Below are 18,924 nucleotides of genomic sequence, written 5' to 3'. Positions count from 1 at the left end.
GCGGGCGGCCTGCGGGTCGCCGGGGTAGGGCCGGGGCACCGGCAGCCGGCGGGCGATCTCGGTCGGGGTCGGCGTTCCCGGGTCCAGCGCGGGCGCCGGGGGCGTCTCGCGGCGGCTGTGCGGCGGGCGGCGCAGCCAGTGCGCGTAGTCCGGCACCGAGCCCAGGCGGGCGCCGAGCAGTTCGGTGGAGGGCGTGAAGTGCGCGGAGGGCTCGGGCTGGTCGCGCTTGCCGCGCAGGGCCCGGATCTCGCGCAGCACTCCGCGCAGCTGCCCGGCCATGTCCTCGGCGGTGCCGAACCGCGCCTCGGGGTCCTCGGCGGTGGCCCGCGCCACGACGAGCCGGAAGGAGCTGATGCCGAGCCCGGGGACGTCGTCGCCGACCGCCCAGCGGGCCAGTTCGTCGAGCGTGACGCCGACGGTGTGCACGTCGTGGGCCACGGTGAGCGGCTGGGTGCCGTCCGTCTCCGGTGCCGCGAAGTACGGGGTGATCACGGGCGGCGGGTCGACGCTGCCCGCCTTGCGGACGCCCCCGAGGTCGATGACCTTGATCCCGTCGAGGTGGTGGATCACGTTGGACGGCTTCATGTCCCCGTACAGGAATCCCATCCCGTGCAGATGGGACAGGGCCTCCAGGATCTGGCAGCCGTAGGTGACGACGTGTTCGATGTCGAGGACGAAGGCGCCCCGCCGGACCGACTCGACCAGGGCGGACAGGGTGCGGTCGCCGACGTCCTCCATCACGATGTAGCCGCCGGAGACGGTGCCGTCGGCGTTGGCGGTGGAGACGAAGTCCCGGATCTGGACGATGCGTTCGTGCCGGATGGCGACCAGGCTGCGGCGCTCCTCACCGGCCTGGGCGGCGCCGCGTTCGGCGTAGCGGTTGAGGAGGCCCTTGACCGCGACGAAGTCTTCCAGGTGGGTGTCCTCGGCCAGGTAGACCCAGCCCTGCCCGCCGTGGGCGATGGGGCCCCGGATGACGTACTGGTCCTGGAGCGGCGGGCCGTCCTTGGTGAGCTCCGGGCGGTACGAGTAGGGCGCCCCGCAGACCGGGCAGTACCCCTCGTCCGGGGGCGGCGCGGCGGTGTGCGGCGGGACGAACGCGGTGTCGCAGGACTTGACGGAGCAGGTCATCACGATGCGCACGGGATGCTCGGCGGCGGCCAGCCGTTCGGCCGGGCTGCCGGGGTCGAGCAGCGGGAGTTCGAGGAGCCCGGCGGGTCCGTGGTCCTCGGGCGCGGCGGGCAGCGCCGGGAGGCCGGGCGCCGTCTCGTCGCGGCCGCAGGTGTCGCAGTAGCCGGTGGGCTGGACGGCGCCGGTGCAGGGGCCGCCGGTGAAGCGGCGGTGCGGGCAGGGGATCCTCACGGGCGGCCCACGGGTCCGGTGCGCTGTCCGGGCAGGCCCGGCGCTCCCGCGAGGTCGGCGCGTAAGTCGCGTAACAGCTGCTTGAGCCCCACCAGCCGGGCGTGCGGCTCCCGCAGCCCGCGCAGCTCCTCCAGCCGGTGCCGGCGGGCGGCAGGGTCCGTGGCCGGGCGCGGGGGCGCCGAGGCGGAGTCGGTCAGGCCGTCCAGGCGGGACCAGGTGCGCTCCATGCGTTCCGCCCTCCTCAGCAGCTCCTCGGCGCGCTCGTCCAGCGCCGGTACGAGCAGGTCGCGTTCCACCGCGCCGGGCGCCGGGCCCTCCGTGCCGCGTACGACGACCAGCAGCCGGAAGCCCAGGGTGTGCACCCGGGCCAGGACGCGCACGAGCCCGGCCGGGTCCGGGTCCTCGTCCAGGCCGATCACCGCGAGGACCGGGCCGGCGGCGGGGCGCCCGGCGAGGGAGCGTTCGGGTTCGTCGCCGCCTTCGAGGAGCCAGTCGCGGTAGCGGTTGCGCTGGTGGCGCGGGGGGCGCAGCTGGGCGACCAGGGTGTCCACCAGTTCGTCGGGGCGGCCGTGCCCGCCGTGGTGGACGAGGTGGGCGCGGTGCAGCTGGTGGCGCAGGGTGCGGTCGCGGCCGCCGCCCTCCGGGACGACGCCGAAGCGCACCGAGGGCTGGTCGGCGCCCGTGAACCAGCGCCGGAGGCGTCCGGCGAAGGCGTGGTCCCAGCCGTCGGGGCCGCTCAGCTCGGCGACCAGCGGCACGAGTTCGGCGATGCGGTCCACGGGGATCATGTACGAGAAGGCGAGGTCGTTCTCCATGGGCAGCCCCATCTCCAGGTCGCCGCGCCAGCTGACGACGAGGCCCACGACGCTCTCGGGGCGCTCGCCCTCGCGCCCGGTGTGGACGGCGGCGCCGCTGAAGCCGGGGCGCACCACTTCCGCGTTGGTGCGGGCGTCGAGCTGCACCCAGTCCCCGTGGAGGCCGCTGATCCGGCCGGCGAGCCACATGCCGTCCGCGTCGAAGGGGGCCGCGTAGCCGCCGAGCCACACCTCGGCACCGCGTTCGAGGCGCCGGGACAGGGGCGCGGGTTCGGCCTGGGGGCGGGGGCCGTCCAGGGCGAGGACGGCGACGTCCTCGCGGCCGTCGAGCCAGCCGTCCGGGGCGACCCGGGCGGCGACGGGCGGGATGCCGGGGTTCTCGGCGAACTCGACCCACATCCGGGCGTCCGGTTCCCGGACGACGTGGGCGCAGGTCAGCATCCGGTCCTGGGTGATCAGCACCCCGGCCCCGCACACCTCTCCCTGCGGGCCGCCCCGGCGCAACCGCAGTCGCCAGTCCGCTCTCAACTCCCCCATGGTGCACGAGCGTACGCGCGGACGGGCCCCGCTTCCCAGAGTCCGGACACAAAGGGGAGCGGGGCGCCGTGCGGGCTCAGCCTCCGCAGTGGAAGCGGGCGTCACCCCAGTCCGCGTGGTCGTTGCCGTTCCCGTCGCCGCCGTCATCGGCGATCAGTTCGACGTACTTGGCTCCGGTGACGTCCGCCGTGAGCGACCAGGCGGTGTCGGAGGCCCGGAGCACCGGGGACTTCACCTTCTCGGTGCCGTCGGCCCGCACGGAGAACCGCACGCTGCCGGCGCTCTTCTGGACGTCGTCCACGCCGACCTCGGCGGTGAAGGAGGTGCACCGTCCGCCGAGGTAGTAGCGGATGGTGGCCGGGGCGTGGCTGCCGAGCCCCTTCTCGTAGACCTTGCCGCCGATCGTCAGCGCGGTGCCGTCACCGGCGCCGGTCTCGCCGTTGGACAGGTCCCGCTCGACCGGGCCCCAGCCGTTGGTGGTGGCGGTCCAGTCGAGGTCACTGGCCCAGCTGTCCTCGGTGGGCGGCGGGGGCAGGGTGCGTACGGAGGTCTGCGCGCCGAGCTCCCGCCGCCCGTCGCCGGCCGTGTACGCGGCCTGGGAGGTCAGGGTGTACGTGCCGTACTCGGCGTCCATCGGCGGCGTGACCTGCCAGCGGGCGGTGACCTTCGCGCCGGGCGCGACGGAGTCGAAGGTGACGGCTCCGGCGGGCTCGGCCCGCCAGCCCTCGGGGACGGCGAGGCCCACCTGCACGCCGGTCGCGGCGGTGGTCTCGTAGTTGGTGAAGCTCGCCTCGACGGGGTTGGCGGCGCCCGGCTCGAGCGTCTCTCCACCGGCCGCCACCGTGAGCGTGCCGCAGGCCGCCCGCTCGCCGGCCGGTGCCTCGCCGAGATCGGTCACGGTGAAGGCGTCGAGGACGAAGTCGGCGCCCTCGGGCGCGCCGCCGCGCTTGCGCAGCCCGGTCCAGGTGTCGCCGCAGCCCGCCGTGACGGTCTCCGTGAAGTGGCCGGTGGAGTGCTGGGCTCCAATGGCGGTGGCCCGGGTCTCGACGGAGGCGGGCTTGCCGTCGGCGGTGATCCGGTCGTAGCCGTCGACCCACTCGTAGGCCCCGGCCTGGCTGGACTGGTAGTCGTACTCGACCTTGTAACGGTGGCCGGCGGTCATCGGGACGGTCCAGGGGGCGGTGCGGTAGACGAGGCCGGTGTTCTCCTCGTGTGCCTTCAGGGACTCCTCGCCGCCGATCACGTCGTCGATGAGCTTCCCGTTCCAGCCGGCCTGGGTGTACGGGGCGTGGAGCTGCGAGATGACGGTGCGGGGGTCGGTGGAGCCGCCCGCGTCGCCCTTGAGGAAGGGGCCCCAGCCCTGGTCGACGTCCTCGAAGTCCTCGTGGACGACGGTGCCCTTCCTGGTGGCGGGGGCGTTGGCGACGAGGCGGACGTCGTCGGCGCGGACCGTGGCCGTGCTGCCGTTCGCGGCCTCGACGCGCAGGGTGGTGCGGCCGTTGGCCGGGGCGGTGAAGTTGACCTTGGCGCGCTGGAAGTAGGTGCCGTGCCAGTCGGACGCGGCGACGTAGTCCTTGGCGGTGGACCGGTCCACGGCGACGGACTTCCCGCCCGCCGAGAGCGTGGTGTGCCGGGTCTTGCCGGGCTCGACCTCGATGAGCGCGGAGGCGGTGTAGCGGGCGCCGGGCTTCAGGCCGCCGATGCGCTGGGAGAGCGCGGCGGTGCCGGAGCCGGAGAGCTTGGCGCTGTTGCGGCCCCGGTCGTCGGTGTCGCGGACGGCGGTGCCGGTCTTCGTCCAGTCGCCGAGCCGGTCGTCGTTGAAGCCGGGGTCGGCGACGAGGGTGTCCTCGCCCCACCGGGGGTCGGCGGCCTTCGGGGCCCGGTGCGGGTAGAGGACGTACGGCTGCCCGGCCTCGGCCGTGAGCGTGATCCTCCCGTCGACGGGCCGGACCGTTCCGGTCTTCACGCGGCCGTTGTCGGTGAGCTCGTAGACGGTGTACGCGCCCGTGGAGGGCACCGCCCAGCTGCTCGTACCGCCCTTCTGGCTGTAGTGGTACAGCTTCTTGCCGCCGTCCCACGGCAGGAGGTAGTCGGTGCCGCTGAGGACCTTGCGGCCATGGTCGTAGAAGGTCCGCCTGCCGTCCTCGACCGTGCCGCTGAGACCGCCGGTGAAGGTGATGTCGTTGCCGTCCCACCGGGTGATCTTCTGCTGTTGGAGGTACTTGGCGGGCAGGTCGCGCTGCCAGACGTTGTCGTAGAAGGCGTTCCAGTCGGTCTCGCCGGTCCAGCCCTCGAACTCGGCGATGGCGCTCTGGCCGAGGACCGGGTCGTTGTTCCAGACGTCCTTCTCGCCGTTCCGGATGAACCGGATGATCTTCGAGTTGATGCCCTTGTTGGTGGCGCCGCCGTAGTCCAGGTCATTGGCCCAGTGCGACCAGAGCGAACCCCGCTCGAACTTGTCGGCCCACTCGCTGGAGACGTTCCAGCCCTGCTTCCGGAGGGCCTGAAGGGTCTTGTCGGCGATCCAGCCGTGTGTGTAGTACACGTCGATGTACAGCATCGAGAGGTTGGAACCGGTCTCGTCGCGCAGTTGCCGGAAGCGCTTCGCCAGGTCGCCGCTGTTGATGTCGCGCCGCTGGTCGATGTAGTAGCTCTGGCCCAGCCAGTTCCAGCCCGGCTTGGTCTTGTCGACCAGTTGCTCGTCGAACGCCTTCGCCTCCGGGTACGCCTCCGTGGCGTTGACGTGGACGCCGAAGGTGGCGCCCCACTTCTTGCCGTCCTTCAGCAGGGCGTTGAGGTCCTTCAGCCCGCCCGCGCGCTTGTTGTAGTCGCCGCCGTAGTCGGGGTGGGCCGAGTCGTGGCCCTCGGAGGCGTACCCCTTGAGCAGGGCGAGCTGGCCGAGGCCGTCCGTCGCGAGGGAGATCCGCTTGACGTCGTCCAGGGTGCGCAGGAAGGGGTGCGTGGCCTGGCTGGCGAAGTTGAACGGGATGTGGGTGATGACCCGCTCCGCGGTGTCCTCGCTGCCCGGCGCGACCACGCCGATCGAGCGGAACGCGACGGCCCCGTCCTGCCAGTCCACGGTCTCGTCGCCGTTGGCGTCGGGCGTGACGACGACCTTGGCCCAGGGCAGCGCGTCCCCGCTCTCCGGCTTCGGCGCGCCCTCGCCCCGGTAGGTCCACTGGCCGGACCAGACGGCGACCCGCGTCGAGCCGTCGTCCTCCTTGCGGGCCTGGTGCCAGAACCGGGCGTCGTCCCCGCCGGTGGCGCCTGAGGGTTTGTCGTACGAGGAGTTGGACTCGACGGCCGCCGCGAGCGAGCCGGTGTTGACGATCGCGTACGTGGCGCCGGAGGGCGCGGATTCGGCCGGGCTGTCCCCGGTGACCTTCGCGAAGACGTCGGCGGTCTTCGTGGAGTCGGTGTCCAGCTTGGTGAAGGCGGTGGCCGCCCCGCTGTCCGTACTGGCGACGGAGACCAGGTCGTGCCCGGGTATGTCGATGGTGCCCACCCGGAACGCGTCGGTGTCGCGGACGGCGGTGACCTTGAACGTGGTGGCGCGGCCGGCCACGGACAGCGTGGCGTCGATCTCGACCCCGGGCAGGTCGGTGAAGACCAGCGTGTAGCGGGCGGCCGAGCCGGTGACCTTCGGGGCGCCCTTGAGCTTCACCGGGTGCGCGGTGCCGTTCAGGGTGACGGCGGTGACCGGACGGGTGGAGCCGGTCAGCCGCGCGCCGGATCCGCGGTCGGTGTACGTGAGGACGCGCGGGAAGTCCGCGGCGACGGCGACCGCGAGCTGCGCGGAGGCGATGACGGGGCTGCCCGCGGGCACGGCGGCGGCAGCGGGCGAGGGGGTGGCGGCCACGGCGGGGAGGGCGGTCCCCACCAGGGCCAGGACGGCTGCTGAGGCGGCGGCTGCGACGCCCACCGGCATACGGCTTGGTGACATGTGCACTGCGTAGTCGTCGGCTCCGCGCACCGTCAACGACGGACGGCCCCGAGGGCTCCGCCAGTCCAACAACCGCCGTCCGTAAGTCCAAGCAGGTCCGTCCGTGGCAGGAACGGACATCCGGGGCGCCGCGTTCAGGTCCTGATCACGCGGCGAGCGAGCCCGCAGCCGCACCCCGGCAAGTGCCGCTCACCAGCGTCGAGTTGTGAAGAGTTCTTCTTTTTGAGAGCGCTCTCAGTCACAAGTCTTGACGCCCGTGCCGCACGTCGGGACAGTGGTGCGCACCGCGGACGCCCCCCGCTCCACCCTCCCCGCACGGTCCACCCGTCCGCGCCCCCCACGTACCCCCGGAGTCGCCTCATGATTTCGCGCCGGAAGTTCCTGACGGGCGGTGCCGCCGCCACCGCCACCGCCGTGACCTACCCCCTCTGGGGCAGCGCGCTGAGCCCGAGCGCGTCGGCCTCCGCCGCCACCTGCGAACTGGCCCTGGTCAACAAGTCGTTGCCCGGCCGCGTCAACGCCTACGTCACCGGCCACGAGCAGGGCACCGACCGCTGGGTCCTGCTGCGCGCCGACGGCGGCGTCTACCACCCCGACTCCCCCTCGGCGCCGCAGACCCCGCTGCCGGTCGACTGCGCGATCCCGCTGAACGGGGCGGGCGGCGCGCCGGTCGTGCTGACGCTCCCCCAGATGTACGGCGCCCGGGTCTACTTCGTCCGCGACGACACCCTGACCTTCTACCTCAACCCGGGGCCCGCCCTGGTCGAGCCGGCGTTCGCCACCTCCACGGACCCGAACTACGGGCGGACCTGGTCGTTCTGCGAGTTCACGTTCAACCCGCAGCAGCTGTACGCCAACATCAGCTACGTCGACCTGGTGACCGCGCTCCCGATCGGCCTGACCCTGGAGGGCGACGCCACGCACACCGTCGCCCCGCTCCCCGACGGCGCCGTGCAGCGGATCGCCGACGGCCTCATCGCCCAGGCGGCCGCCGACGGCCAGCCCTGGGACAAGTTGGTGACCCGTGGCGCGGACGGCAGCGTGCTGCGGGTCATCTCGCCGCAGAACCTGATGGCGCCCTACTTCGACCGGCCGGACCAGATGCCGTTCCGGGACCTGTTCACGGCGCAGATCGACCAGGTCTGGGAGAAGTACCGCTCGACGGACCTGCGCATCGACCTCCAGGGCGGGCGCGGCGTACGCACGGGCCGGGTCAGCGGCGACACCCTGACCTTCGACGGCGGGCACACCTTCACCAAGCCGGTCTCCAAGGACATCTTCACCTGCAATCACGGGCCGTTCACCAACAACCCGGCGGACAACGACGACAAGAAGGCCCTGCTGGCCCGGCTCGCGGCGGGCTTCAACCGCTCGATCATGCTCAGCCACCCGGACCAGCCCAACGGCACCTCGGTGTCCGACTACTACCAGGGCGCGGTCACCAACCACTGGTCCCGGATCGTCCACGCCAACAGCCCGATCGGCTACGCCTTCCCGTACGACGACGTACGCCCGGACGGCCAGCCGGACGTCTCGGGCGCCGCGAACGACGGCAACCCGAGGCGGTTCACGGTGAGCGTCGGTTCCTGACCTCACCCCACAGACCGGGAGGACCCCCGTCCGGGCGGGACGGGGGTCCTCCCTCGTGCGTGCGCGGCCGGGGCCGGGTCAGCAGCCGCCGCAGTTGTAGTAGGTCACGTCCCAGTGGTTGCCCTCGTCGGCGTAGACGTTGCCGGAGCCGGACTTGTACTGGGGGGCGCCGTCACCGCGCAGGCCGATGTAGCTGAACGCGCTCTTCACGTAGGTGGTGAGACAGGTGGTCTTGCCGAAGTCGAGCTTGTAGCCGTTCCAGTGCGAGTACGTGCCGCTGGCGTGCCCGGTCTCCGTGCCGCCGGTGATGTTCAGGGCGCAGCCGGTGGCGCTCTTCAGGGTCTGGGCGCCCTGGGCGGTGGCCAGGTTGAGCTGGTCGAACGAGGTGCAGGTGGAGACGTTCCGGTTGGAGCAGCCACCGGAGGACGACCAGGTGATGCCGGACGAGCTGAAGCGGGCGGTCGCCTGGCTGTGGGTGAGCTTGGTGACGGCGTACGCGTCGGTCGTGCCGCTCACCAGGCCGAAGCCGGGGGCGAAGAGGACGCCGAGCACCAGGGCGAGCGCGGTCAGGACGGGGCGCAGCGTCATCCGGGAGACATGGGGCGCGTGGAAGACCATGGGGGGACTCTCCTCCTGTGCATGACAAAGGGGCAGGAGAGATGGTGCCCCAGTTCTACGCGCGTCGCCAGAGGGCCTCGCGTAACGGCCGCGTGAACAGATGGCGGGTTTCGCGACGACCCTCGACCCAGATGTTGAACTTTGAACAAGATGGGTCTACAGTGAATGTCGTTGAAGGTTAAACAACAGGTCGAGTCCGCTCGGCCAGGTCTTTGAGGAGGAGCCATGGCTCTGTTCAACCGCAAGTCCGACAACGCCGCTGCCGCCGCCACGACCACGGCCGCCGTCGACCCCGCCCTGGCCGCCCTCACGGGTGACTACACGATCGACCCGGCGCACAGCAGCATCGGCTTCACCGTGCGGCACGCCATGGTCACCAACGTCCGAGGCTCCTTCGCCGAGCACGAGGGTTCCCTGAAGCTCGACGGCACCGACCCGGCCAACTCCACCGCCTCCATCGACGTGAAGATCGCCAGCGTCGACACCGGTATCAAGGACCGTGACGGCCACCTCGTGAGCGGTGACTTCTTCGACGCCGAGAAGTTCCCCCTGATGACGTTCCGCTCGACCTCCGCCGAGCAGCTGGGCGGTGACACGTACCGCGTCACCGGCGACCTCACCATCAAGGACGTGACCCGCCCGCTCGCCATCGACCTGGAGTTCAACGGCTCCGCCAAGGACGTCTACGGCAACGAGCGCGTCGGCTTCGAGGGCAGCGCCGAGATCCTGCGCTCCGACTGGGGCCTGACCTGGAACGCGGCGCTGGAGACCGGCGGCGTCATGGTCAGCGACAAGGTGAAGCTGAACTTCGACATCTCCGCGATCAAGGCCGCCCCGCAGGCGTGATCCTCCCCTGGGTGCCCGCCGCCCCGCAGGCCTGACGCTCTCAGCGCGGCGCGTCCAGAACCCGCGCGGCAGCGGCGCGAAGGCCCTTCACCGCCTGGTGAAGGGCCTCGTCGCGTCGGGCGGCCAGCGCGGTGTGCGCGGCCCCGTGCGTGGTGTCGCCGGCGCGGGCGTCGGCGACCATCCGCCGCATGAGCGCGGCGCGCTCGCCGGACGCCCGGCCCACCCGGCCGACCGCCGCCACCATGGCGTCCGGCCCCTCCACGAGGACGACCTCGGCGGCCCGGTGCACCTCGCGCGCCAGGCCGACGAAGGTCCGGACCCGCTCGTCCACGGCTTCCAGGTCGGGCCGCTCGGGCCGCAGCGCCTCGAAGACGGCGTCCAGAGCGATGTCGCGGTCGTGCAGCGCCCCCAGGTACGCCACGTACGCGTCCCTGCGGTGCTGCCTGCGCCACTGGTCGTACTGGGAGCGGGCCGCCGTCCGCCCGGTGACGAAGGCCGCCCCCAGCGTGGTGAGCGAGCCGACGGCGGCCCCTATCAGCGCGGCGACTTCGGCATCCATGCGCGCCATTGTGCCGCCGCCCCGGTCCGCTCAGCCCATGGACTTCGCACCGTCCAGGGATTCCCGGATGATGTCCGCGTGACCGGCGTGCTGCGCGGTCTCCGCGATGATGTGCATCAGCGTCCGGCGGGCCGACCACTTCGCGTCCCCTTCGAACCAGGGAGCCTTCGGCAGGGCGTGCGAGACACCCAGGTCCGGCAGCGAGGCGACCAGTTCGTCGGTCGCCGCCGCCACCTTCTCGTAGGCGTCGAGCACGCCCGCCAGCGTCTCGCCCGGCAGCATCCTGAAGTCGTCGGCCCGCTGCGCGAAGTCGGCCTCGGTCATCGCGGTGAAGTCCGGCATCGCGGCGGCACCCTCCACGATGAACGCGGCCCAGCCCCGCTCGACCGAGGTCACGTGCTTGACGAGGCCGCCGAGACACAGCTCGCTCTTCGTGGTCCGCTCACCGGCCTGCTCGTCGGTCAGGTCGCGGGTGGTGAACCGCAGGAAGTGCCGCTGCTTGCCCAGCGCCTCCAGGAGGTCCGCCCGCTCGTCCGAGCCGGTGTGCGCGGTGGCCGTCTCGTTGGCGTTCATGATGTGCTGCCTTCCGTCGTTCCTGTTCCGCCGTCAGAAACGACAGTACGAGCGCATTAGGTCAGTTCCGGTCCTGTACGCGCACTCAACGCCGCCTGACCTTCAGGGTGTTGTCCATACGGGTGGCGGGGTTGCCGTCCGGGTCGCTGATGGCGCGCTCGTGCTCCTCTCTGAGCAGCACCTCCCACTCCCCCTCCGGCAGCTCCAGCGAGGCCAGCACCTCGTCCGGGGTCGGCAGCTCCATGTCCGCGTGGTGGTGGTCCCAGGCCGGGAAGCCCGCGTGCCCCACGATCAGCAGCACCCCGCCCGGGGCGACCGCGCGGGCCGCCCGGTGCAGGATGCGCTCGCGGGGCAGATCGCCCATGGAGTGCAGGAAGTGCGCCGAGACCAGGTCGTACGCCCCTTCGGGGAACGTGGCGCCCAGGTCGTGGAACTGCCAGTCCACCCGGTCGGCCACCCCGGCCTCCGCCGCGTGCTCGGCGGCCCGGGCGAGCGCCACGCGCGAGATGTCCGTCGCGGTGACGTGCCAGCCCCGGCCCGCCAGCCAGACCGCGTCCGCGCCCTCGCCGCAGCCCAGGTCCAGCGCCCGGCCCGGCGCCAGGTCCTCGGCCTCGCGGACGAGCACGTGGTTGGGCTTCCCGCTCCAGATGCGGTGGCTCTCGCGGTAGCGGTTGTCCCACATCTCCGCGTCGGAGGGCGCGTTGCGGGCCTCCACGGCACGCCGGGTGTCCTCGGTGACGAGGTCCCCGTTGATGGCCGCGCCCGCCTTGAGCCCGGCCGCCGCCGCGCCGATCACCTGGTCCATGAGGCCGGTGACGTTGCCGGCGACCCACACCCCGGCCGCCGCCGTGGCACCGGTCGGGTCCGCCTCGATGTACGAGCCGACGGTGTGCCCGCCCATCTCCATCGGTACGGGCCGCATCCCCAGGCTCTCCAGTACGCCGGAGCGCGCCGTGAACCTCGGCTGGACGACCACGGCCGCCCGCTCGACCACCCGGCCGCTCGCGAGTCGTACGCCGGTCAGCCGGTCGTCGCTCACCTCCACCCCGGCGACCTCGCCGTCCACGACCGCGATGCCGCGCGCCGCGAGCTGCTCGTACTCCTCCTCGGAGGGCTCGGGGCCCTGGTGCAGGAAGAGCGTGACGTCCTCACTCCACTGCCGCCAGAGCAGCGCCTGGTGCACGGCCATGGGGCTCGTGGCGAGGACGCCGATCGCCGAGTCCCGCACCTCCCAGCCGTGGCAGTACGGGCAGTGCAGCACCTCGTGGCCCCACCGCTCGGCCAGGCCCGGGACGGGCGGCAGCTCGTCGGTCAGCCCGGTCGTGACCAGCAGTCGGCGCGCCGTGACAGCCGTCCCGTCCCCGCGTACGACCCGGAAGCCGGCGTCCTCCGGCAGCCGCTCGGCCACGGTGACCTCGCCGGTCACGACCTCGACCCCGTAACCGGCGACCTCGTCCCGGCCGATCGCCAGGAGCTCGCCGGGCGGGGTGCCCTCGCGGCCCAGGTAGTTGTGGACGTGCGATGCCGGCGCGTTGCGCGGGCTGCCGGAATCGATCACGAGCACGGACCGCCGGGCCCGTCCCAGGGCCAGCGCCCCACTGAGCCCCGCGGCTCCGCCGCCGATCACCACTACGTCGTACGTCTGCGTGTTGTCGCTCATGCGAACCTCCTCCATCTAGGGGAGATGGTGCGCGTCGGACGCGGTCCCGGCAAACATCCTTGCCGGTGCAGCAAACTCGCACCACACGAACTTCCCCGGTTGGCGCTCGCCGACGCCCCATTTTGCCGCCAGCGCGGCGACCAGCATCAGGCCGCGTCCGCGTTCGGCCGTCGGGTCCGGGGGCGGCGCCGCCTCCGGGACCTCGCCGTCGCCGCTGTCGTGGATCTCGACCCGCAGCCGGGCCTCGGCGCGGTCCCAGTAAAGGAACAGCCGGTAGCCGCGCCCCGGCGGCACGCCGTGTACGAGTGCGTTGGTCGCGAGTTCGCTCACGCAGAGCAGCACGTCGTCGGTGTTCACGCGGTGTTCCTCGCACACCCAGTCGAGCAGAGCCTGCCGTACGAACTTCCGCACGAGCGGCACCGACCGCCGCTCCCGGCGGTAGAACGCTTCGCGGAATTCAAGGAGTTGAGTTGGTTCGTTCATGAGACGACGGTCACATACGGTCACTACGTTTGTGCATCGCGTCAGGTCGTACGGAGTCGATGTACGACCGCTGACGGGTCATCACCAGCGCTCAGCGGGGAGAGGCACTGCATGGCGAACCCGAAGCAGAACAGGAAGCGCGTCACAGCGTGGCACGTGATCGGTGTACAAGTGGCGACCTTCCGGCGGGCCGCCGGGTTAACGCAGAGCGCCCTCGCGGACATGTGCCGTGTCAGCGAGGACACGATCGCGTCAATCGAGCAGGGGCGGCGCCCGCTTCAGCTGGACTTTGCGATCCTCCTGGATCGGCTCCTGGAAACCAAGGGGGCCTTGCAGGTCGCCGTGGAGAAGGTGCCGGAGAAGGAACGGTTTCCGCTGTTCGTGCAGGACTACGTGGAGTACGAGCAGGACGCGGTGTCGCTGCACTCGTACGAGAACCAACTGATGCCGGGGCTCCTCCAGACCGAGAACTACGCGCGCGCAGTCTTCAAGTCCTCCTACCCTCCGCTTGAGCCGGAGGAGGTGGAAGAGCGGGTGAAGAACCGCATGCAGCGGCAGTCCCTCCTGGAGCGCAAGCCTCGCCCCATGCTGAGCTTCCTCTTGGAAGAGGTGATCCTGCACCGGCCCATCGGCGGCCCTCGCACTTTGCGCGAGCAGATCAAGCGACTGCGCGAGATCACCGAACGCCCCTTCGTGACCATCCAGATCATGCCGACGAATCGCCAGACTCATGCCGCACTCGACGGCCCGATGGTCCTCCTCGAAACCTCGGGCCACGATCAACTCGCGTACATCGAAGGGCAGCGTGTGAGCTTCCTCGTGGACGACGCCGAGGAAGTCAGCGTCTTCCAGCAGAAATGTGGGATGCTCCGGTCGCAGGCGCACTCACCCGAGGAGAGCATCTGCCTAATGGACGACCTGCTTGGAGAGACATGACCCGCGCAGCACACGGCACCGGCCTCAGCTGGTTCAAGTCAAGCTACAGCGGCAGCGAAGGCGGCAACTGCATCGAAGTCGCTTACAACTGGCACAAGTCGAGCTACAGCAGCAGCCAGGGCGGCGACTGCGTCGAGGTCGCCGCGCACCCCGCCGCCGTGCACATCCGGGACTCCAAGGTGGCCGAAGGCCCCGTGCTCACGGTCCCGCCCGCCGCCTGGACCGCGTTCCTCCGGGCGAACGCCTAACGCCTCGTGGCCGCGAGGTACACGCGGCGGGCCGGGATCTCGTTCTCGTACGCCTCGCGGACCGTGCAGTCGTCGGTGCCGAAGCCCGCCTCGTGGGCCGCCCTGCGGAGCTCGTACGCGGTGTGCTCCGCCCAGTAGACGCGGAGTTCGCTGCCCAGCGGGTCGGCGATGACGCCGTCGGCCTCGCCCTCCTTCGCCACGACGAGCAGCCGGCCGCCGGGGCGTAGCGCGGCGGCCCAGGACGCCATCGTGTCGGGCAGCCGGCTCTTCGGCTGGTCGTGGAGCGAGTAGTACGCGACGAGGCCGTCGAGCGGGCCGCCCGTGAGCGCGCCCTGGTCCATGACGGCGAAACGGCAGCCGGGCTGTTCCCTGCGCGCGAGCGCGACGCAGCGGGGCGACAGGTCGATGCCCAGCATGTCGAGGCCGTAGGCCGCGAGGAGGGCCGTGACGTGGCCGCAGGGCCCGCAGCCCGCGTCGTACACCCGGCCGCCCGCCCCGACCCGCTCCGCGAACGCGCGCAGCACCTCCAGGTCGTACGGCTTCGCCTCCAACTCGTACCGGAAGAGCTGGAGATACCGCTCGGCGCGCGCGTCCCACGTACGGACGACGTCGGCGGAGCTGCCGGGTGCCGGCGAGGACACGGGTATGTCAGCCATCACGGCAACCTACCGCGCCGGTGCGGCCGTTCTCAGGCGAATCGGCCCACCACGTAGTCGTCCACCGGCAAGCGCCCCGTCACAGCCCCGCGCGCAGGGCGTTCACGCGGGCCGCCGCCGCGTCGAAAGCGGTCGGGTCGAGGGAGCCGCCCAGGGCGTCGGCCAGGGCGGTGACGGCCTCGTCGCCCTGGGAGACGCTGCGGGCCGAGCAGAGCAGCAGGTCCATCCCGGCGGCGGCGGCCTTCACGGCGCGCTGCGACGTACTGCCGTAGGACGAGAGCGCGCCCGCCTCCAGCGCGTCCGTGACGGTGACGCCCTTGAAGCCGAGGCGGTTGCGCAGCTCCCCGACGACGGTCGGCGAGAGGCCGGCCGGGCGGGCGGAGTCCAGGCCCGTGTAGACCGCCCAGGAGAGCATGACCAGCTTGACGCCCGCCGCGATGGCGTCCCGGTACGGGGCCTCGTCCACGCTGCGGAGGGTGGCGGCGGAGGTGGAGATCGTGACGGACCGCAGATCGGTGTTCTGGCTCGCCGTCGCCGGGCCCAGCCCCGGGAAGTGCTTGGCGGTGGCGGCGACGCCCTCGCGCTGCTGGGCGGTGATAAAGTCGGCGCCGCAACTCGCCACGGCAGCCGCCGACTTGCTGTACGAGCGCGCGTACTGGTCGGTGAAGTCGCCGTCCTTGCGGTAGACGTCCAGGACCGGGGCCAGGTTGACGTTCATGCCGACCCCGGCGAGGTTGAGGCCCGCACCGCTGCCGGTGAAGTCGGCCCAGTAATGCGGATCGGCCGAGGCGCCGACGTCCTTGGCGGACTTGACGGGCTCCCCCGGCAGGCGGCGGATCATGCCGCCCTCCTGGTCGGTCATGAGGAGCAGCGGCGCCTTGACCGGGGACGAGGCGCGGGCCGCGTTCATCGAGCGGATGACGCCCTCGATCTGCGTCAGGTTCTGGACGTTCTCGCCGAAGAAGATGACACCCGCCGTGTGGCCCTGCTCGATGGCCGTCATCAGGGAGGCGGGGGGTGTGAGGCCCGGGTAGGAGTGGATGACGCGCTGCCCGGCGCGCTGGAGGGGCGACAGGGCGGAGAAACGGGGGCGCGTGCTCTCGGGCAGCCGGAGGGCCGCCTCCGCACCGGCCGCCGGGCCCAGACCGCCGGCGAGGGCGGCGGCCCCGGCGATGAGGGCGCCGCGCCGGCTCAGGGGTGGGGTCATGACGTGCTCCTTCGTGAACGGTCGTGGGGGGGGGTGGGCGGGGGCCGGAGCGGCTCTACCGGCCGCTCCGGCTCGTACACCTATACGTCTACGTTCACGGCGTGTTGTTCGCCAGGGCGAGCAGGCGGGAGCGGTCGCCGCTGAAGCGGTCCCGGTCGACGTTGCCGGAGACACCGCTCACCGCGCCGGTGGAGGTGTACTGCCAGACGGTGTAGAAGGGGAAGCCCGACGGGATGCTGGGGCTGCTCGCGGTGGTCCAGTGGGCGACCCAGAGCGGGCTGAGGGCTGACATGCCGTTCCAGCCGCCGGTGCAGGTGTTCCACCAGCTCGGGCTGGTGTAGATCACGACGTCGCGGCCGGTGCGGGCCTTGTACCTGTTGTAGAAGTCCAGCACCCACTGCCGCATCCCGGCCTGCGAGTAGCCGTAGCAGGTGCCCTCGATGTCCAGGACGCCCGGGAGCGTGAGGTTGTCACGGGACCAGGCACCGCCGTTGCTCGCGAAGAAGTCGGCCTGCGCCGTGCCGCCGGAGACGTCCGGCCGGGCGTAGTGGTACGCGCCCCGGATCACGCCCGCGTTGTAGGCGTTCAGGTAGTTGGCGCTGAACGTCGGGTCCTTGTACGTCAGGCCCTCGGTGGCCTTCATCCAGGCGAACTCGATGCCCGCGCCGCGTACCGAACTCCAGTTGATCCCGCCCTGCCAGCTGGAGACGTCGATGCCGACCGGGTTCGCCTTCAGGTTGGCGTCCGGTCGCGCGTCCAGGGCGAGTTGGCGGGTGTCCGGCTTGAAGTCCCTGCTGTCCTGGACGTAGCCGACGCCCATGTACCCCTTGCCGAGGGGGACGGGGTTGTCGTGGCGGGGTGCCGACGAGGCGGTGCCGGACATCAGGCCGAGCAGCAGAGCCGCGGTCGTACCGAGGACACCGGCCGCGGTGAGTCTCTTGCGAGTGGTCATGAGGAGCCTCCTGCTGGTGGGGGGAGCGGCCGTGGCCGGGCCGCTCGGGCAGCACGCTTCACGCATGGGTCTACGCGCGTCCACTTGTCGCGAACACGACATAGTCAGCCACAGAAGCGACCCTCCGGTAAATAGCTTCCAGCCTTCGTTAGTGGTCTAGACCGCTATCCACCGCCGTGAACTGCGCGAGCTCCCGCCGCCCGGCAGAACTTTCCGCGAGGCCGGGACGGCCCGTCAGGCCCGGCCCCCACTCGATCGGGTGGACGTTCCCTCCCAAAGGCATGATTCGCGGGCAAACGACCTTGGCGAGCGCGATCATGCCCCGGTGATCTCTACCAACCGGACGGTCCGCCGTCCCAAGTCCCCCGTGCTGGCCGGGTTCGGCGGCGTTCTCGCCCTGCTGAGCCTGATCCCGGCGATCCCCGCGACCGCCGCCGCGCCCGCGCGCGACAGCGCCGTACGCACCACCGCGTATGCGGCGCCCCGGCCGGTGACGCCCGCCGAACGCCGTACCGCCGACTACCTGGACTCGCTGCGGTCGCGGCCCGCTCAGCTGCGGGCCTTCTTCAAGGAGCTGCCCAAGGGCGGTGACCTGCACAATCACCTGTCCGGTGCGGTGACCACCGAATACCTGCTCCAGCTCGCGATCGAGCAGGGGCTCTGCATCGACGCGACGATGACCGCGGTGGCGTCGCCGTGCGCCCCGGGCGCCCGGCCGGCCTCCGACGCGCGCACGGACCCCGCATTCCGGCAGCAGATTATCCGGGCTTGGTCGATGCAGGACTTCCCAGCCGACGAGTCGGGGCACGACCACTTCTTCGACACCTTCGGCAAGTTCGGCATGGCCACCTGGTACGCCCGGGGCAAGATGCTCGCCAATGTCGCCGACACCGTGGTGAAGCAGAACCAGTTCTACCTGGAGACGATGGTCAGCCCGGCCTCGGACAGCGCCAAGACACTGGCCGACGCGGTGGGTTACGACGCCGACTTCGCCGCGCTGCACCGCAAGCTCGTCGCGGGCGGCAAGCTGGACAAGGTCATCGACGAGGCGGTCCAGGAGGCCGACGACAGCGACGCGCAGTTCCGCGAGGCCGCGCACTGCGACACCCCGCGCCCGGCGCCCGCCTGCAAGCTGCCCGTCCGCTGGATCTCCCAGGTCTCCCGGGGCAGTTCCCCGGTCCGCGTCTTCACGCAGATGGCCGTCGGCATGCGGCTGGCCGAGCGCGACCCGCGGTTCGTCGCGGTCAACCTCGTCCAGCCGGAGGACTGGGACAGCTCGCTGGAGAACTACAGCCTCCAGATGCGGATGCTGAAGTACCTGCGCGGGCAGTACCCGGGTGCCCACCTCACGCTGCACGCCGGTGAGCTGGCCCCGGGCCTGGTCAAGCCGGAGGACCTGACCTTCCACATCAACGAGGCGGTCCGGGTCGCGGGTGCCGAGCGCATCGGCCACGGCGTGGACCTGGTCCACGAGGACGACTGGCGCGCGCTGGCCCGGACGATGGCCCGGCGCCACGTCGCCGTCGAGGTGCCGTTCTCCAGCAACAAGCAGATCCTCGGCATCGCGGGCGACGAGCACCCGTTCAACGCGTACCGCCGCTACGGCGTACCGATCGTGCTCTCCACGGACGACCCGGGCGTCTCCCGGATCGACATCAGCCACGAGTACCAGTACGCGGCGAAGACCTACCGCCTCTCGTACACCGAGCTGAAGGACCTGGCCCGCGCCTCGCTGGAGTACGCCTTCCGCGACGGCCGCAGCCTGTGGGCCACCGGCACCGCGCCCTCCGGCTACCGCGTGGTGGCGGCCTGCCGCGCCGACCGCCCTGGTGACGGCCGCCCGAGCGCGCGCTGTGCGCGGTACCTCGCGGGCAGCCCGAAGGCGGCGACGGAGTGGCGCCAGGAGGTCGCCTTCGCCGCGTTCGAGCGCGCGCACGGC

16 protein-coding genes are annotated in these 18,924 nt (G+C 71.7%); 5 read left to right on the top strand and 11 right to left on the bottom strand.

The genetic code is table 11. The annotated features are described in order from the left end of the window. The 3 genes from G3I41_RS15975 to G3I41_RS15965 all read right to left on the bottom strand — a co-directional run. On the bottom strand, positions 1-1,362 hold a 1,362-nt coding region (locus tag G3I41_RS15975; RefSeq protein ID WP_164400880.1), incomplete at its 3' end, for a serine/threonine-protein kinase. Next, positions 1,359-2,714 carry a serine protease gene (locus G3I41_RS15970; protein ID WP_203601148.1) on the bottom strand — a complete coding sequence of 452 codons (1,356 nt, stop codon included), beginning with the start codon at positions 2,712-2,714 and terminating at the stop codon, positions 1,359-1,361. The genes G3I41_RS15975 and G3I41_RS15970, both read right to left, overlap by 4 nt. A gap of 76 nt (positions 2,715-2,790) precedes the next feature. Continuing rightward, positions 2,791-6,657 carry an endo-alpha-N-acetylgalactosaminidase family protein gene (locus G3I41_RS15965; RefSeq protein WP_239081655.1) on the bottom strand — a complete coding sequence of 1,289 codons (3,867 nt, stop codon included), beginning with the start codon at positions 6,655-6,657 and terminating at the stop codon, positions 2,791-2,793. 360 nt (positions 6,658-7,017) lie between these two features. Between G3I41_RS15965 and G3I41_RS15960 the strand changes: the two genes are divergently transcribed. Beyond that, positions 7,018-8,247 carry a glycoside hydrolase family 64 protein gene (locus G3I41_RS15960; protein ID WP_164400879.1) on the top strand — a complete coding sequence of 410 codons (1,230 nt, stop codon included), beginning with the start codon at positions 7,018-7,020 and terminating at the stop codon, positions 8,245-8,247. A 78-nt stretch (positions 8,248-8,325) separates the two neighbouring features. Here G3I41_RS15960 and G3I41_RS15955 read toward each other — a convergent pair whose 3' ends face one another. Continuing rightward, positions 8,326-8,865 carry a hypothetical protein gene (locus tag G3I41_RS15955; RefSeq protein ID WP_164400878.1) on the bottom strand — a complete coding sequence of 180 codons (540 nt, stop codon included), beginning with the start codon at positions 8,863-8,865 and terminating at the stop codon, positions 8,326-8,328. 225 nt (positions 8,866-9,090) lie between these two features. Between G3I41_RS15955 and G3I41_RS15950 the strand changes: the two genes are divergently transcribed. Then, on the top strand, positions 9,091-9,711 hold the full coding sequence (locus G3I41_RS15950) for a YceI family protein (RefSeq protein ID WP_164400877.1): 621 nt from the start codon (positions 9,091-9,093) through the stop codon (positions 9,709-9,711). Positions 9,712-9,751: 40 nt separating this feature from the next. Here the strand turns inward: G3I41_RS15950 and G3I41_RS15945 are convergent, their stop codons facing one another. From G3I41_RS15945 to G3I41_RS15930, 4 genes are all read right to left on the bottom strand, one after another. Next, complete coding sequence (locus tag G3I41_RS15945) at positions 9,752-10,270, bottom strand: proline dehydrogenase (RefSeq protein ID WP_164400876.1); 519 nt, start codon at positions 10,268-10,270, stop codon at positions 9,752-9,754. Positions 10,271-10,300: 30 nt separating this feature from the next. After that, positions 10,301-10,843 (bottom strand): DinB family protein, encoded by a 543-nt coding sequence (locus G3I41_RS15940; protein WP_164400875.1) that lies wholly within the window; start codon positions 10,841-10,843, stop codon positions 10,301-10,303. Positions 10,844-10,928: 85 nt separating this feature from the next. Beyond that, positions 10,929-12,503: an FAD-dependent oxidoreductase gene (locus G3I41_RS15935; protein WP_164400874.1), complete on the bottom strand. Its 1,575-nt coding sequence runs from the start codon at positions 12,501-12,503 to the stop codon at positions 10,929-10,931. A 15-nt stretch (positions 12,504-12,518) separates the two neighbouring features. Next, complete coding sequence (locus G3I41_RS15930; RefSeq protein WP_164400873.1) at positions 12,519-12,986, bottom strand: ATP-binding protein; 468 nt, start codon at positions 12,984-12,986, stop codon at positions 12,519-12,521. A 111-nt stretch (positions 12,987-13,097) separates the two neighbouring features. Here G3I41_RS15930 and G3I41_RS15925 point away from each other — a divergent pair, with 111 nt between their 5' ends. Then, positions 13,098-13,922, top strand: a complete 825-nt coding sequence (locus tag G3I41_RS15925) for a helix-turn-helix transcriptional regulator (protein ID WP_164400872.1) — start codon at positions 13,098-13,100, stop codon at positions 13,920-13,922. Beyond that, complete coding sequence (locus tag G3I41_RS15920) at positions 13,919-14,170, top strand: DUF397 domain-containing protein (RefSeq protein ID WP_164400871.1); 252 nt, start codon at positions 13,919-13,921, stop codon at positions 14,168-14,170. Before G3I41_RS15925 ends, G3I41_RS15920 begins: the two co-directional genes overlap by 4 nt. Here G3I41_RS15920 and G3I41_RS15915 read toward each other — a convergent pair. From G3I41_RS15915 to G3I41_RS15905, 3 genes are all read right to left on the bottom strand, one after another. After that, a complete protein-coding gene (locus G3I41_RS15915; protein WP_164400870.1) occupies positions 14,167-14,826 on the bottom strand; it encodes a class I SAM-dependent methyltransferase in 660 nt (219 codons plus the stop codon). The genes G3I41_RS15920 and G3I41_RS15915 overlap by 4 nt on opposite strands. A 79-nt stretch (positions 14,827-14,905) precedes the next feature. Further along, positions 14,906-16,033, bottom strand: a complete 1,128-nt coding sequence (locus G3I41_RS15910; RefSeq protein ID WP_164400869.1) for a glycoside hydrolase family 3 N-terminal domain-containing protein — start codon at positions 16,031-16,033, stop codon at positions 14,906-14,908. A gap of 94 nt (positions 16,034-16,127) precedes the next feature. Next, positions 16,128-16,985 (bottom strand): GH25 family lysozyme, encoded by an 858-nt coding sequence (locus G3I41_RS15905; protein WP_164400868.1) that lies wholly within the window; start codon positions 16,983-16,985, stop codon positions 16,128-16,130. A gap of 325 nt (positions 16,986-17,310) precedes the next feature. On the opposite strand from G3I41_RS15905, the gene G3I41_RS15900 reads away from it, so the two are divergent. Beyond that, positions 17,311-18,924, top strand: a 1,614-nt coding sequence (locus G3I41_RS15900) for an adenosine deaminase (protein WP_164400867.1), incomplete at its 3' end; no start/stop codon positions are given.

It is taken from the genome of Streptomyces sp. SID9727, assembly GCF_010550605.1.
Taxonomy (GTDB): Bacteria; Actinomycetota; Actinomycetes; order Streptomycetales; family Streptomycetaceae; genus Streptomyces.
This window is presented reverse-complemented; position numbering and strand designations above follow the sequence as displayed.